15 protein-coding genes are annotated in these 15,501 nt (G+C 55.3%); 14 read left to right on the plus strand and 1 reads right to left on the minus strand.

What is annotated here, in order from left to right; genetic code table 11:
• The first annotated feature begins 333 nt into the window (after positions 1 to 333).
• The 12 genes from BMW31_RS09130 (at position 334) to BMW31_RS09195 (ending at position 11,547) form a co-directional block, all read left to right on the plus strand.
• Entirely contained in the window at positions 334 to 1,002 is a 669-nt protein-coding gene (locus tag BMW31_RS09130; protein WP_143049177.1) for a hypothetical protein, read from the plus strand.
• Positions 923 to 1,870 carry a Mu transposase domain-containing protein gene (locus tag BMW31_RS09135; RefSeq protein WP_091824482.1) on the plus strand — a complete coding sequence of 316 codons (948 nt, stop codon included), beginning with the start codon at positions 923 to 925 and terminating at the stop codon, positions 1,868 to 1,870. Before BMW31_RS09130 ends, BMW31_RS09135 begins: the two co-directional genes overlap by 80 nt.
• 21 nt (positions 1,871 to 1,891) lie before the next feature.
• On the plus strand, positions 1,892 to 2,632 hold the full coding sequence (gene istB, locus BMW31_RS09140) for an IS21-like element helper ATPase IstB (RefSeq protein ID WP_091824485.1): 741 nt from the start codon (positions 1,892 to 1,894) through the stop codon (positions 2,630 to 2,632).
• Between the two features lie 550 nt (positions 2,633 to 3,182).
• A complete protein-coding gene (locus BMW31_RS09150) occupies positions 3,183 to 3,758 on the plus strand; it encodes a GDSL-type esterase/lipase family protein (protein ID WP_255404923.1) in 576 nt (191 codons plus the stop codon).
• 134 nt (positions 3,759 to 3,892) lie between these two features.
• Positions 3,893 to 5,314, plus strand: a complete 1,422-nt coding sequence (locus tag BMW31_RS09155) for a threonine/serine exporter family protein (RefSeq protein WP_091824496.1) — start codon at positions 3,893 to 3,895, stop codon at positions 5,312 to 5,314.
• Between the two features lie 128 nt (positions 5,315 to 5,442).
• A complete protein-coding gene (locus BMW31_RS09160; protein ID WP_091824499.1) occupies positions 5,443 to 5,715 on the plus strand; it encodes a co-chaperone GroES in 273 nt (90 codons plus the stop codon).
• A 45-nt stretch (positions 5,716 to 5,760) separates the two neighbouring features.
• A complete protein-coding gene (gene groL, locus BMW31_RS09165; protein ID WP_091824502.1) occupies positions 5,761 to 7,389 on the plus strand; it encodes a chaperonin GroEL in 1,629 nt (542 codons plus the stop codon).
• Between the two features lie 596 nt (positions 7,390 to 7,985).
• Positions 7,986 to 8,219: a hypothetical protein gene (locus BMW31_RS09175; RefSeq protein WP_091824791.1), complete on the plus strand. Its 234-nt coding sequence runs from the start codon at positions 7,986 to 7,988 to the stop codon at positions 8,217 to 8,219.
• Positions 8,207 to 8,668 carry a LexA family protein gene (locus BMW31_RS09180; RefSeq protein WP_091824509.1) on the plus strand — a complete coding sequence of 154 codons (462 nt, stop codon included), beginning with the start codon at positions 8,207 to 8,209 and terminating at the stop codon, positions 8,666 to 8,668. Before BMW31_RS09175 ends, BMW31_RS09180 begins: the two co-directional genes overlap by 13 nt.
• A gap of 25 nt (positions 8,669 to 8,693) precedes the next feature.
• On the plus strand, positions 8,694 to 10,250 hold the full coding sequence (locus BMW31_RS09185) for a RapZ C-terminal domain-containing protein (RefSeq protein ID WP_091824512.1): 1,557 nt from the start codon (positions 8,694 to 8,696) through the stop codon (positions 10,248 to 10,250).
• 43 nt (positions 10,251 to 10,293) lie between these two features.
• On the plus strand, positions 10,294 to 10,722 hold the full coding sequence (locus BMW31_RS09190) for a hypothetical protein (RefSeq protein ID WP_091824515.1): 429 nt from the start codon (positions 10,294 to 10,296) through the stop codon (positions 10,720 to 10,722).
• An 87-nt stretch (positions 10,723 to 10,809) separates the two neighbouring features.
• On the plus strand, positions 10,810 to 11,547 hold the full coding sequence (locus BMW31_RS09195; protein ID WP_091824518.1) for a nucleotidyltransferase family protein: 738 nt from the start codon (positions 10,810 to 10,812) through the stop codon (positions 11,545 to 11,547).
• A gap of 673 nt (positions 11,548 to 12,220) precedes the next feature.
• On the opposite strand, the gene BMW31_RS09200 is transcribed toward BMW31_RS09195, so the two are convergent.
• Positions 12,221 to 13,171: a helix-turn-helix transcriptional regulator gene (locus tag BMW31_RS09200; protein ID WP_091824521.1), complete on the minus strand. Its 951-nt coding sequence runs from the start codon at positions 13,169 to 13,171 to the stop codon at positions 12,221 to 12,223.
• Between the two features lie 160 nt (positions 13,172 to 13,331).
• On the opposite strand from BMW31_RS09200, the gene BMW31_RS09205 reads away from it, so the two are divergent.
• Together BMW31_RS09205 and BMW31_RS09210 are read left to right on the plus strand one after the other, a co-directional pair.
• A complete protein-coding gene (locus tag BMW31_RS09205) occupies positions 13,332 to 14,621 on the plus strand; it encodes a TolC family protein (RefSeq protein ID WP_091824524.1) in 1,290 nt (429 codons plus the stop codon).
• Entirely contained in the window at positions 14,605 to 15,501 is an 897-nt protein-coding gene (locus BMW31_RS09210) for an HlyD family secretion protein (RefSeq protein ID WP_091824527.1), read from the plus strand. The genes BMW31_RS09205 and BMW31_RS09210 overlap by 17 nt, the downstream gene beginning before the upstream one ends.

Genomic DNA, 15,501 nt, shown 5'->3' on the forward strand with positions numbered 1-15,501 from the left:
CAGAAAACAGAAAATGATTAACTTTGCACCCGGAAGACAGCTGTCAACCTAAAGTGCACTTAACAGAAAAACCTGACAACCAGATTTCCACATAAGAAATTTATTGTCAACCTAAAGAACATTTAACTACTAAAACTGTCAACTAAATCTAGGACAGGAGACCCCAAAAAGTGGTCCATCTGACCAATTTGAAAGTGGTCCACCCGACCTGCTGAAAGTGGTCCACCTGACCTGCCGAAAATGGTCCACCCATTTTCTTTGTTAAATGTTCCTCTGATTGCCTGAGAAAGGCTACCTTTATCTGTTAATTATTCTAAAGAGGACTAATTGCAGATGCCTATGCCTAACAATGCCATCAAGATGAACAAACTTCGTCAAGTATTAAGACTGGGCGGCAGCGCCCATGGTACCCGCAGCATCGCCGTGATGCTCGGTCTCTCCCGTACGACGGTGAGAAAGTACCTCCGTATCTACCACCGGCTGGGACTGTCCCTTGGGGAACTCCTTTCCAAGGACGACGCCACGCTGTATGAACTCTTTCAGGTCAATCCCAACTCCGGCCGCCCTGAGAGCCCGTCGGCCAGGGAACTCCTGGCCCTGCTTCCTTCATATGCACGGCGGCTGAGGAAGCGTGGGATGACCAAGAAACGTCTCTTCGAGCATCCCGTAGGTTACTCCAAGAGCCGTTTCAACTCCTTCCTGCTGGCCTACATGGAACAGGGCCGGACCGTCATGCACATAGAACACAGGGCCGGCGAGCGCATGTTCATAGACTTTGCCGGCGACAGGCTCCACCTGACCGACCCCACAACGGGGAAGCGGACTGCCGTGGAGGTCTTCGTGGCCATCCTGCCCTGCAGCCAGCTGACCTACGTCGAGGCGGTCATGAGCCAGGACAAGGAGCATCTCATTGCGGCATGCGATGGAGTTCTTCGGCGGCGCTCCGAGAATCATCGTTCCCGACAATCTCAAGTCCGCCGTGAAGAAGCCCGGTCGCTATGAGGCCGTGATCAACGACGACTTCGAGGCCTTTGCGGAGCATTACGGCTGCGCGGTCGTGCCGGCAAGGGTGCGCCGGCCCAGGGACAAGGCGCTCGTGGAGGATGCCGTCAGGCTGACCTACCAGCGCATCTATCCCATGATTTCCGATGAGGACGCGGCCTCCGTGGAACTGCTCAACGCAGCCATCAGGAAGGCCCTGGAAGCTCACAACAACACACCGCTCACGGGCAGGCCGTACAGCCGCAGGGAACAGTTCGAGGACATTGAGCGCACGGCGCTCTGTCCGCTTCCCGAACGCCCCTTCGAGCTCCACAACCGGCGCATGCTCACCGTGCAGCGCAACGGGCACATACGCCTGCACGGCCATTTTTACAGTGTCCCTTACAGCTATGCGGGCAGGAAAGTGAGCGTATTCTACAACTCTTCCGATGTGGACGTGTACATCCATTACCGGCTTATCGCGCACCATTCCAGAAGCGCGGAGGGGTTTGGATATACCACCGCCGCGGAGCACCTGCCCCCAGGACAGCGCATGGCCATGGAGGATGACCCCACGCCGTATATCCGTCAGGCCGGGGACATCCACCCGGTAGTTCAGGAGTATCTCAGCATGGTCGCCACGGGCAAGAAAGTACCGCAGCAGGCCTGCAATGCCTGCAGGGGCATCCTCTCCCTTGGACAGAAGGCCGGGAAAGAACGCCTCGTGGCCGCCTGCAGGCTGGCCATGCAGCTGCAGGCCTACAACTACGCGGCAGTGGAGCATATATTAAGAACCGGACAGGACCGCACCTCGGCCCCCGAGGACGGGACAATGCCGGAATCAACGCCAAGGCACGCAAACATCAGGGGAAAGGATTATTATAACTGACAAACTTAAAGGAACAAAGCAATGGAAATGAACAGGGAAACACTGGGCAGGATGCTGCAGATGCGCCTGCTGGGCATGCACGCGGCCTTCAAGGCCTCACAGGAAAACTTCACCACCGACAGGATGACCACCGACGAGTTTGTCTCCTGGCTCGTCACCAGCGAGTGGGACGACAGGTGCAACCGCACCATAGAGAGGCTCATCCGGCAGGCAGGCTTCCGCTATCAGGCCGCGGTGGAACACATTGACTACGGCACCCCGAGGGGGATTGACCGCAATCTCGTACAGCGCCTGGCGGAACTGGGCTTCATGGCAGAAGGACGGAACGTGTTCATCACCGGAAGTACGGGAACGGGGAAAAGCTATCTGGCCACGGCCCTGGGATACAGGGCCTGCCAGAAAGGCCACAAGGTGCTCTATGCCAACACGGCAAGGCTCATGGCACAGCTCAGGATGGCCAGGACAAAGGGAACCATCCTGCAGGAACTCAAGAAAATAGAGCGCACGGAGCTGCTCATACTCGATGACTTCGCACTACAGCCCTTCGACACACAGGCCAGGAACCATCTCATGGACATCATCGAGGACAGGCATGAAAGAAAGTCAACCATCATCGCCTCACAGATACCCGTACGGGGATGGTATGATGCCATTGCCGACAAGACCGTGGCAGACGCTCTCATGGACAGAATCGTGCATCAGGCCATCAGGATAGAACTTGAAGGAGAATCTCTCCGGAAAAGGCAAGAGAAAAAGAATTAAAACGCTTGCCATATTGAAAATAATGTTTATATTTGCAAAAAACAATTACTAACAATGACGTAGGAAAAGGAACACTCCAAAGGAAGAATGATGAACATTTTAACATATCAGATGTGCAGTAACTTGGGCGGGCCACTTTGCGTAGGCCAACTGGGTCTGTTTCGAGTGGATTTTTCATCTTGCGCTAAGTTTTTAATTTCTTGATGCACCTTGTTCCTCAAACACTTCGATATATAAATATGGTAGTGTAGCTCTTTGAATAAGTTAAAATCATCCTCTATAGAATACATGCTAATGATTCTTGTTGGGTCATGTACAAAATGTGTTACCGGTGTGTTACCACCGCAAAATTCATAGCAAAGTGAAAGTTTAAGGAATCTATATAGCACATTGACATATACTCAATTACATTAAAATGAAATAGTGCTGAAAATGATTCCAGCCGAATCACAAATTATTCCAGCGCCAGTTCGAGTTCCACGACCAGCTGCTGAGCGACCTCTCAGCCTGGCTCGGCTCGTTCCGGGCGCCGCGGCAGGATGCCGTTCGCGTGGCTTGCATCGGCAACAGCATTACCGACGGCATGGGTATAGACATGGCGGAGGCCGAAGGTTATCCCGCCCGGTTGCAGCAGTTGCTGGGCGAGGGCTACAGGGTAATGAACTTCGGGGTGAGTGCGCGCACCGTTCTCAACAAGGGCGACTGGCCTTATCAGCATGAACGGGCCTGGCACGATGCACTCGGCTACAACCCCGACCGGGTAGTGCTGATGTTGGGAACCAATGATTCGAAGCCTTATAACTGGCAGTACGGCAGCGAGTTTGAGCACGATTACCAGCAACTCATAGACAGTCTGCAGGCCCTGCCGGCCAGGCCGCACATCTATCTCTGCACCCCGATACCGGGCCAGAACTCCTCGTGGGGCATCAACGACTCCACCATCAGCCGGGCCATTATCCCCGCCCTACGCCGCTTGGCCAAGCGTAACGGCCTGCCGCTCATCGACCTGCACGCCCGCTTCAGCAACAAGGACGGGCTGCAGCTGCAGCGTGACGGGGTGCATCCCACGGCCCGCGGCGCGGCTCAGCTGGCCGAAATCGTGTGCCGGGAGCTCAAGAAGAATTGACAGCCCGATTGACATAAAGCAATAAAACGCCCGTTGCAGCGCTTTTTTATGTTCCTGCCGGTCGGGCGGTTCACGTTTTTTCGTACTTTTGCAGCGTACAATCAGCAAGCAAATTCACGAAACTCAACTTACGCATGGAACCCATCGAACAGGTTACTTCCGAAAAGATACTGCGGCGAAAGCTCGACTTGCTTCTCCGCACAGGCCAGATTTTGGTAGAGAGTTCGGCCGATACGAGCCGCATCATCCGGAATATGAAACGCACGGCAGCCTACCTCGGTCTGCCTGAAGAGAACCTGCACATCAACGTAGACTACTACATGCTGCAGGTGAACGTGAGCGACGAGACCCATTCTTTTTCCAAAATGCAGCGCTGCGACCGGCATGGCATCGACATGACTGCCATCCAGGACATCAGCAAACTGTCGTGGCAGGCCATCAAGGAAGACTATTCGCTCGACCGTTACAGCGAGGAACTGGAGAAAATAGCCCACACCCGGCGCCATTACTCGGAGTGGATGGTGGCCATCTGTGCAGGTTTCGCCTGCGGTGGTTTCTGTATCCAGTTCGGCTGCGACTGGCCTGCGTTCTTCTACGCCTCCATTGCCGCCATTCTGGGTAACCGCTTCCGCATGTACTTGAACAGCCTGGGTTCCAACGTGTATGCCAACATCGCCATCGCTGCCTTTGTGTCCACACTCATTGCGTGGGCGTCGGCGTTCATCTCAACGCCCGTGGTAGAGGCTCATATCCCCGACTGTCTGCTGCCTGTGTTCCATTCAGATACGCCCTGGCATCCGCTCATGGCCTGCGCTCTCTTTATCGTTCCGGGCGTTCCGCTCATCAACTTTGTGAGCGATATGCTCGACAATCACATCGAGACCGGCCTGGTTCGGGCCACCAATACGGTCATCATGGTACTCGCAATGTCGTTCGGCATCGCCGTAGCCATTAAGGTTTGCGGCATCGATAACTTCGTGAAGAGCTTGAGCATGACGCCCCACCACACGTTCGGTGAGTATGCCTTGGCGGCTGCCATATCAGCTATGGGCTTCGCAACCATCTTCAATGTGCCCCGCCGGCTGATGCCCTGGATTGCCGTTGGCGGCATCATAGCCGTTTGCTCGCGTAACTTTATCAACTTAGGGCCGAGCAACGGCAATATCGGTCTCGACCTGGGACCCATCCTCGGCACGCTTTGCGGCTCGGCGCTCATCAGCATCGTCAACATCAAGATGGTGCATCTGGTCCACACGCCGCATCAGTGCATCACCATTCCGGCCGTCATCCCGATGGTTCCCGGCGTGCTCATGTACCGTGCCCTCTATGCTGTTATCGACATGCAGGGCGTGGTTGGCGAGGTTACCCTGGCCGCCCACAACGCCATCAACGGCTCGCTGCTCATCATCTGCATCGCCATCGGCGTGGCCATTCCCAACATCTTTGCGCGTAAGTGGATAGCTCCCGACCGGCGGAAGAAGCTCAACCGCCTCATTGAGGAGCGCAAGGCGAGGGGAGAGTTCATTGACCTGGACGCCGTGGTGGAGAGCAAATGACCCCTTGGGCTGACAGAATTGTCAGTCAGAAGTGTGCCAATTTTGTCATTCGACGAGATTGGCACACTTTTCGTATAGCGTAGGGCGTAAACCTGAAAGTTCAAACAAACAATTAAAATATAAGTATTATGACAATTAAACCATTAGCAGACAGAGTGCTGGTACTCCCCGCACCAGCTGAAGAAAAAGTAGGTGGAATCATTATTCCGGATACAGCAAAGGAGAAACCGCAGCGCGGCAAGGTGATTGCTGTTGGCAACGGAACCAAGGATGAGGCAATGTTCCTGAAGGTGGGCGATACCGTTCTCTATGGCAAATATGCCGGCACCGAACTTGAAAACGGCGGTGAGAAGTATCTCATGATGCGCCAGAGCGATGTGTTGGCAGTTGTTGAAGACTAATACAAACAGATAACAGATAACTTTAAAACATTAAATAATAACGAAATGGCTAAGGAAATTAAATTCGATACAGATGCCCGCGAACTCCTGAAGAGTGGAGTTGACCAGCTGGCTAACGCAGTTAAGGTAACGCTGGGACCAAAAGGACGCAACGTAGTGATAGAGAAGAAGTTCGGTACTCCGCAGATAACAAAGGACGGAGTGACCGTAGCTAAGGAGATAGAGCTGGAAGACAAGTTCGAGAACACGGGCGCCCAGCTCGTTAAAAGCGTAGCCAGCAAGACCGGCGACGATGCCGGCGACGGTACCACTACTGCCACTATCCTGACCCAGAGCATTGTGAACGAGGGCCTGAAGAATGTTGCTGCCGGTGCCAACCCGATGGATTTGAAGCGCGGTATCGACAAAGCTGTCAGCAAAGTGGTTGACTACATCAAGGAGAATGCCGAAGTCGTGGGCGATAACTACGACAAGATAGAGCAGGTTGCTACCGTTTCGGCCAACAACGACCCTGAAATCGGAAAGCTGCTGGCCGATGCCATGCGCAAGGTTTCTAAGGATGGAGTCATCACGATAGAAGAAAGCAAGACCCGCGAAACCAACATCGGCGTCGTTGAAGGCATGCAGTTCGACCGCGGCTACCTCTCCGGCTACTTCGTGACCGATGCCGACAAGATGGAGTGTGTGATGGAGAATCCCTACATCCTGATATATGACAAGAAGATAAGCAACCTCAAGGACTTCCTGCCTATTCTGCAGCCGGCTGCCGAGAGCGGGCGTCCGTTGCTCGTGATAGCCGAGGATGTTGACTCCGAAGCCCTCACCACGCTGGTTGTGAACCGTCTGCGCGGCGGCCTGAAGATTTGCGCCGTCAAGGCTCCCGGCTTCGGCGACCGTCGCAAGGCCATGCTCGAAGACATCGCCGTACTTACCGGCGGCGTGGTTATCAGCGAGGAGAAAGGTCTCAAGCTCGAGCAGGCTACGCTGGAGATGATGGGCTCTGCCAAGAAGGTAACTATCTCTAAGGACAACACAACCATCGTAGATGGTGCCGGATCAAAGGAAAACATCCGCGAGCGTGTTGCCCAGATAAAGAACGAAATTGCCAATACCAAGAGCTCGTACGACAAGGAGAAGCTCCAGGAACGCCTGGCCAAGCTCTCCGGAGGCGTAGCTGTGCTCTATGTGGGTGCCAACTCCGAGGTTGAAATGAAGGAGAAGAAGGACCGTGTTGACGATGCTCTCTGCGCCACACGCGCTGCCATCGAGGAGGGCGTAGTTGTGGGTGGCGGCACTACCTACATCCGTGCACAGCAAGCGCTGCAGAACCTCAAGGGCGACAATGCCGACGAACAGACCGGTATCAACATTGTTTGCCGCGCCATCGAGGAGCCTCTCCGCCAGATTGTTGCCAACGCCGGAGGCGAAGGCGCAGTAGTTGTGAACAACGTGCGCGAGGGCAAGGGCGACTATGGATATAACGCCCGCACCGATGCCTACGAAGACCTGCGCGCCGTGGGTGTTATCGACCCGGCTAAGGTTGCACGCGTGGCACTGGAGAATGCGGCATCCATTGCCGGCATGTTCCTTACAACCGAGTGCCTCGTCTGCGACAAGCCTGAGGAGAAACCCGCCATGCCGGTTCAGCCGGGAATGGGCGGCGGCATGATGTAACCGCAATTTTGAAAACTTCAGATATCAAAAGAGGGGCAGACCATGTCGGTTTGTCCCTTTTTTAGAGATAATTTGCAAATAAATAGTTTTTTTTCTTTTAAGGGTTTGGAGCATATAACGAAAAACCCTATATTTGCGGCATCATTAATGTGGTAATTACGGCTAAGGCCGGAAAGAAATATTTTTTGATTTGTTTTAGTAGATTAGTTTTTAAGTAGTTTGTTTTTTGAAGGTCGGCTGTCGGGATGACAGCCGGCTTTTTTCGTTTGTCTCCGTTCCGTCCGCCGGCGGCTTGTACCATCCTCATATACATTTTATTCCCGTGCAGGCAGCAGTCGGCTGAGGTGCTGAAGCTATGCTTCTGCAACTTTCGACACTTGTCGCACGATGGTGTGACACCTGTCGGATGATTGTGCGACAAGTGTCGAAAGTTCGTGGGTGATAGGTGTTGGGTGTTAGGTGTTGGCTTGTGAGAGGGCAGGGGAGCAGCTGGTTGAGGCGGAAAACGCATTTCCGCCATCAAAAGGCAGGGCAAAACGCAAATAAAAAGAATTGAAATCCTTTTGTTATTCACGCTATTTCACTATCTTTGCAATATGAATATGAAAATTGACTGGAAGCATATCCTGCTCTTTGCCTTTGTTGCCGGAGGGCTCGTTTACATTACCAGGCACCTCTTGGGCATGTCGTACACGGCGTCGTTCTTCATGTCGCTCGGCATCTTCATGCTGTTGTTGCTGGGCGATCGCTTTGCAGCCATGTACGATGAGAAGAGGAAACGCGAGCGTAAACGCAAGGAGCAGGAGGAAAAGGACCGATGGATGAAGTGACCATATTCCGCGGTGAGTTCGACAGCCGACTGGAACAACCGTTTGTTTCGGGCGGCATCAAGGCCGGTTTTCCAAGTCCGGCGCAGGACTACATGGACGATACCCTGGACCTGAACTCCTACTTGGTGAAGCATCCTGCAGCCACTTTCTACGGCAAAGTGAAAGGAGACTCGATGAAGGATGCCGGCATCGACGAGGGCGACATCCTCATCATAGACAAGTCTCTCAATCCCCGGAGCGGCGACATCATCATTGCTTATCTCGACGGAGAGTTCACCATGAAGTTTCTCGACGCCTCTCACCGCGACGAGGGCTACATCATGCTCGTGCCGGCCAATGCCAAGTACCGTCCCATCAGGGTCGACGCAACCGACAACTTTACCGTCTGGGGAGTGGTGGCATGGACCATCAAGAAGCGCGTAGCCTCGCTTCTGAACAACGAACTGTAAGCTAAAACAAAACGAAAAGACATACATGAGGAAACTCGCAGAGCTGTACACATCCTGGAAAGGGGCCGAGCCTGCCCGCGTGGAGCAGCTGCCGGGCGCCGGAAGCAACCGCGCCTACTACCGCATAACCGACAACGAAGGTAACACCGTGATAGGAGTCATCGGCACCAGTCGCGACGAAGACCACGCTTTCATCTACCTCTCACGCCACTTCACGCTGCGGCAACTGCCCGTGCCACGCATACTCGCCGTGAGCGACGACGAGTTGCGCTACATCCAGACCGACCTGGGGCGCCTCTCGCTCTTTGACGCCATCAGGGGCGGACGTGAGGCCGGAGGCCGTTACAACCAGCAGGAAAAGCAGCTGTTGGTGAATACCATACGCGAACTGCCCAACATCCAGATACGCGGAGCACGTGAGCTGGACTGGAACAACTGCTATCCGCAACCCGTGTTCGATGCCGACAGCGTGCTCTTCGACCTCAACTACTTCAAGTACTGCTTCCTCAAGCCCACCGAACTCGACTTCCATGAGCTCAAGCTCGAGGCCAACTTCCGCCTCTTTGCCAATGATTTGGTGGCCGAGGAGAGCGAGAGTTTCCTCTACAGAGACTTCCAGGCACGCAACGTGATGCTCGATGCAAAGGGCAATCCGTACTTCATCGACTTCCAGGGAGGCCGCAAGGGGCCCTTCTACTACGACGTGGCCAGCTTCCTGTGGCAGGCTTCGGCCAAGTATCCGGCCAAGCTCCGCCGCCAGCTCATCTATGAATATTACAACTCGCTGAAGCACTACGTTGAGGTTCCTTCAGAGCGCCACTTCATCCAGAGGCTGAGTCTGTTCGTGCTCTTCCGTACCTTGCAGGTGCTGGGAGCCTACGGGTTCCGCGGCTACTTTGAGCGGAAGAAGCACTTCCTGGACTCCATTCCGCCCGCTATGGACAACCTGCGCGACCTGCTCCGGGAGCCTGACGTCTTCCCGTATCCCTACTTGATGGACATGCTTCGCCGCCTCACGGAGATGCCGCAGTTTGCTCCCAGGCAGCAGCCGGTGGTGAAACGGGCCGACGGATACAAGATTACCGACCACGACATCTACCAGGCGAACCCGCTCGACGGCCCTGCAACCTTCTCGAAGTTCGACGGCAAGGGGCCGCTCGTTGTCCGCGTGTACAGCTTCTCGTACCGGCAGGGCATCCCCGACGACCCCTCCGGCAACGGCGGAGGCTACGTGTTCGACTGTCGCTCCACGCATAATCCCGGCCGATACGAGCCCTACAAGCAGCTCACTGGCCTCGACGAGCCCGTTATTCGATTTCTGGAAGACGACGGAGAGATAATTACCTTCCTCTCCGAAGTCTACAAACTGGCCGACCACCACGTACAACGGTACATGCAGCGCGGCTTTACAAGCCTCATGTTCAGCTTCGGCTGCACCGGCGGACAGCATCGCAGCGTGTACTGTGCGCAGCATCTGGGCGAGCACATACACCAGAAATTCGGCGTCGAGGTACACATCATTCACCGCGAGCAGCACATTCAACAGACGCTGGAGGCCGCCTCGCCCCAACCCGAAGCATAACCTTATCAATTTATCTTATTATTAACAATTAATCTTTAACAGTATGAACGAAGAACTGAAAGTAACCGAACCCATGCGCGAACACCTGCTGTCGGCCGTAAGTTGGCTCAAGTTCCTGGCCGTGTTGGGCGTAATCGGAGTTGTGTTACTGGTGCTGATTAGCATCGGAATCATGGTTTTCGGCAACCAGTTGGGCGATGAAATCCCGTTGGGAGGCTATCTCGGCGTCATCTATCTGGTGCTGGCGGCCATTTACATCTATCCGCTCGTCAAGTCGTTTTCCCTCATCCGCAACACCCGCGAAGCCTTCCGGACGGAGAACGGACAGCCTAACATCGAGCAGGCAGCGGCCGACTGCCACGCAATCCTGAAGTATATGGGCATTCTGACCATTGTTCTGATGGTAGTCTATGTGCTCATCATCATCGGTGTCATTGCCGCCGGCATAGCCGGAATGGGACAATTAGACTGACATAACCCTTGAACCGGGCAGTGAGCAGGCAGCCGGCAGCATTGTTGCCGGCCGCCTCTCTGCTGCCCACCTTATTTATATATAGAGATGAAACAAGCCATGATATTTGCGGCCGGATTAGGAACGCGCCTCAAGCCGCTCACCGACAGCCGGCCCAAAGCCCTCATCGAAGTGGGTGGCCAACCGCTGTTGAAGCGCGTGATACTGAAGTTGCGCGATGCCGGATTTACGCGCATCGTGGTCAATGTGCACCATCTGGCCGGCCAGATAGTGGACTACCTGCAGGCCAACGGCAACTTCGGGCTCGACATCCGCATCAGCGACGAGAGCTCGCGTCTGCTCGATACGGGCGGCGGCATCAAGAAGGCGCTTCATTTCTTCGACCCTTCGAGCCCCATACTCATCCACAATGTCGATATTGTGAGCAACGTCGACCTATCCTCTTTCTATGCCCGGGCCGCGCAGAATGACGCCACCCTGCTGGTGAGCGACCGGCAGACGAAGCGCTACCTGCTCTTTGACGACGACATGCTGCTGGACGGTTGGACCAACATAGAGACCGGCGAGGTGCGCTCGCCCTATCCCGGCATCCGGCCGGAGACGTTGCACCGCTACGCCTTCAGCGGCATCCACGTGTTTTCGCCCTTTTTGGCGCCGTGCCTGATGGAGATGCCCGAGAAGTTCAGCATTATCGACTTCTACCTGCGCTGGTGTGCCGACTACCCGTTCCGGGGCTTTGTTCAGCCCGACCTCCGCCTCATCGACGTGGGCAAAATGGATACGCTCGCGCAGGCCGAGCAGCAGTTGAGCCAGATGGAAGGATAGCTGTTGAACCTCATTTTGTAAAGAAAACATGCCTGAAAACAGTGCTGCTTTCCCGCTCGAAATAGAAAGCAGAGAGGCTGTTTTTGGCCTTTTCAACCTCCGGAAACCACCTCCCGCAATGCCGGAGATGACCTCCTGCACCTCAAAAGCTATGCTTTAAAGCCCTTGGAGCTATGCTTCGGCGTTCTTGAAGCTATCGTTCAAAGCCCTTGAAGCTATGCTTCAGCGTTCTTGAAGCTATCATTCAAAGCCTTTGGAGCTATGCTTTTAAGCGTAAGGAGCTATGCTCCTTATTGTAAGGAGGCCATCTCCTTATTGTAAGGAGGCCATCTCCTTATCGCAGTGAGGCCATCTCCTTATTGTAAGGAGGCCTTCTCCTTATCGCAGTGAGGCCATCTCACTATCGCAGTGAGGCCATCTCACTACAGCAGTGAGGCCATCTCACTACAGCAGTGAGGCCATCTCACTACAGCAGTGAGGCCATCTCACTACAGCAGTGAGACTATCTCTCTGCGGTCAAGAAGCATGCTGTAAAGGTAACAGATTGATGTTCAATGTGTTACGGAAGCGGCCCGAAACTCGCGTATTTGCGGCCAATAGGCTGCTTGTTGGCAAATACGCGAAACCTGAAAGGGCTTTTGTAAAATAATCAGAGCATGTGTTTTTGTTTGCATCAAACGGTTTCGGGCGTTTGCGCAGCTGTCGTCTCACCGTTGCGGTAAGCGAGGGGAGTGAGTCCGGTCATGCGTTTGAAGTACTTGCAGAAGAAGCTCGTGTTGGGAAAGTTGAGCTCATCGGCAATCTGTTTCATCGCCTTGTCGGTGTGTTTCAGGTCCACTCGGATGGCCGTCAGCAGGGCTTCATCCGTCCATTGTTTGGCACTCTTGCCGCTCACCTGTTTGATGAGCGTGCTCAGGTAACGCGGTGACAGACAGAGCTTTGAGGCGTAGAAGCTGATGGTCGGCCGCCTCCTGACGTGCTCGTTTACCAGGCTGATAAAGTCGGTAAACAGCCTTGCGTCGTGAGTTTGTACCCTTGTCTCGTCCTGCTGGCGTTTTTCCCACATGTTGTTGACGTACCAGAAGAAGGCCGCCGAGAGGTTGCGCAGCACGTGGGTCTCGTGGTTTGCGTCCAGCGTGGCCCGGTAGAGCAGCCGGATGAGGCCGCTCAGGAAGCGGCGCTCCTGCGGTTCGGTGTGCAGGCAGAAGTCGCGTACGTGGCCGTCGAAGGCTTTCGGCACGAATGCAGCTATGGCCAGGCGGAACAGTTCATCAGAAACGGAGAAGCCCTCTATCGCCACCTCGGGCGATACACGGCTGACCTGGGCCGTGGAGTTGCTGCTTACGAAGATGAGATCGCCCGCCTCGCAGCGGCGCGGCAGCAAGTTGATGACGGGTTCCGCCCATCCTCGCTTGATGATGATGACGCGCATCTCGCGCAGCCGTATGGGTTGGCTGAACAGAGTGAGCACGGCCTTGGGCATCGCGTGGCGTATAACGGCCACGTCGGGACGCATGACTACCACGTTCCGGTCGCGGCTGCCGGCAGTGTCGTCGTTTTCGTGTTGAGCCAGCAGTGACCAGAATTGCTCCAGCGATACGGGTCTGATTTCTTTATGGTTCATGGCTTTTTGGTTTGAATATCAGATGCAAAGATAACGCTTTCTGGCAAATTCAAGCATCCCGCAGTCGTTTTTCGTACAAAAAGAACATCATTGAATGCGTACGGATAACAGTCCTTTACCCGATTAGGCCTACCTTTGCAGCCGAACAAACATTCCGCTCATGAACAGAGAAATCGCAACCATCGTACTCTCGCTCACGGTCTTCGGGCTCTCGGCACAGAGTATAGACGAGTGTCAGAAGGCCGCCGCGCGCAACTATCCGCTCATCAGGAGGTACGAGCTCATTGCCCGTTCGGCCGCTTTCACGGTAGCCAACATCGGCAAGAGTTGGCTGCCCCAGGTCTCTGCTACGGCTCAGGCAACCTGGCAGAACAAGGTGGCAACGCTGCCCGATGCTCTTACCGCCATGATGGCAGGGCAGGGACGGGCGCCCGAAGGCCTGCGGAAGGACCAATATAAAATAGGTATAGACATCAGTCAGACGCTTTACGACGGTGGCGACAGCCGCGCCCGCCGCGACGTGGCACGCTGGCAGGGCAACGTAGAGCAGGCACAGAACGAGGTCGACCTGTACGCCGTAGGCCGGCGGGTGAACGAGCTCTACTTCGGAATCCTGCTTACCGACGACCAGCTGCAGCTCAACCGCAACCTGCAGGAGCTGCTGCTGGCCGACGAACGCAAGCTGGCAGCCATGCTCAAGAGCGGCACCGCGGCCGAGAGCGACTGCCACTCCGTGCGCGCCGAACGGCTCCGGGCCGTGCAGCAGGCCGTGGAGCTGGAGAGCAGACGCACGGCATTGCAGCGCATGCTGGCAGCTTTTACGGGGTGGGATTCCGTAAGGGTGGAGCGTCCGGCTGAACTGCAGGCCTCCGATGGGAATAACCGGCCCGAGCTGTCTTTGGTTACCAGCCGACTGATTTTGGCCGACATGCAGGAGCGGATGTTGGATGCGGCACTCAAACCACGGCTCAGTCTGTTCGCCCAAGGATGGTACGGCAGTCCCGGACTCGACATGTTTCACGACATGATGACGCGCAGCTGGTCGCTCAACGGGCTGGTAGGTGTCCGCCTCTCGTGGAATATCGGGGCACTCTACACGCGCCGCAACGACAAGGCACGTATCGACCTTACGCGCCGGCAGGCCGAAATCGACCGCGAGGTGTTCCTCTTCAACAATCGTGTGGAACGGTTGCAGCAGGACGAGAACATCTCCAAGTACCGACGCCTGAAGGCTGCCGACGATGAAATCATCGCTCTGCGGGAGGCTGTGCGGCGGGCTGCCGAGTCTAAACTTGCCCACGGCATCATCGACACAGACGCGCTGGTGAAGGAAATAAACAGCGAGAACGAGGCCCGGTTGCAGCGTTCCATCCATGAGATTGAGATGCTGAAAGAGATGTATGACATGAAGTTTACCCTTAACCAACAGAATAATGAAGAATGGAAGTAGCCTGCTGGCGGCCTTGTTGCTGCTGTCAGCTTGCGGAAACAGTGAGAAGGCGTACGACGCAACCGGCACTTTTGAGGCCACAGAGACCACGGTATGCGCCGAACAGAGCGGCCAGCTGACGAGATTTGACGTAACCGAAGGCGACAGCCTAAGGATGAACGAGGAAGTGGGATTGGTGGACACGGTGCAAATTAGCCTGCAGATAGCCCAGACGATGGCCACCAGACAGGTTTACAACGCACAGCGGCCCGACGTGCGCAGGCAGCTGGCAGCTACGCAGGAGCAGCTGGTCAAGGCCCGCCGGGAGCAGCAGCGGTACACGGAATTGGTAGCCGACGGGGCGGCGCCGCGCAAGTTGCAGGACGACGCACGCAGCCAGGTGCTGGTATTGGAGCGGCAGTTGGAAGCGTTGCGGTCGTCGTTGGCCGTTGAACAGTCAACCCTTACGGCCCGCCAGAAAACTGCCGACACGCAGGTGAACCAGCTTGCCGACCAGCTGCGCAAGTGCCATATCGTGGCTCCGCTCACCGGAACGGTACTCGAAAAGTACGTGGAACGTGGCGAATTTGTTGCCATGGGCAAACCGCTCTTCAAGATGGCAGACACCCGGCACATGTTCCTCCGCGCCTATGTTACATCGGCCCAGCTCGAGCATATCAAGGTAGGGCAGCGGGTGAAAGTGGCCACCGACTATGGCGACGGACGTGGCCGCTCCTATAACGGCACCGTAACGTGGATTTCGACCAAGAGTGAATTCACGCCCAAGACCATCCTTACCGACGATGAGCGGGCCGACCTGGTGTATGCGGTCAAGATATCCGTGGTCAACGATGGCTATATTAAAATAGGTATGTACGGCCAAGTGAAATTCACGGAGTGA

Origin of the sequence: Prevotella sp. kh1p2, assembly GCF_900111525.1 — a bacterium.
GTDB lineage: Bacteria > Bacteroidota > Bacteroidia > Bacteroidales > Bacteroidaceae > Prevotella.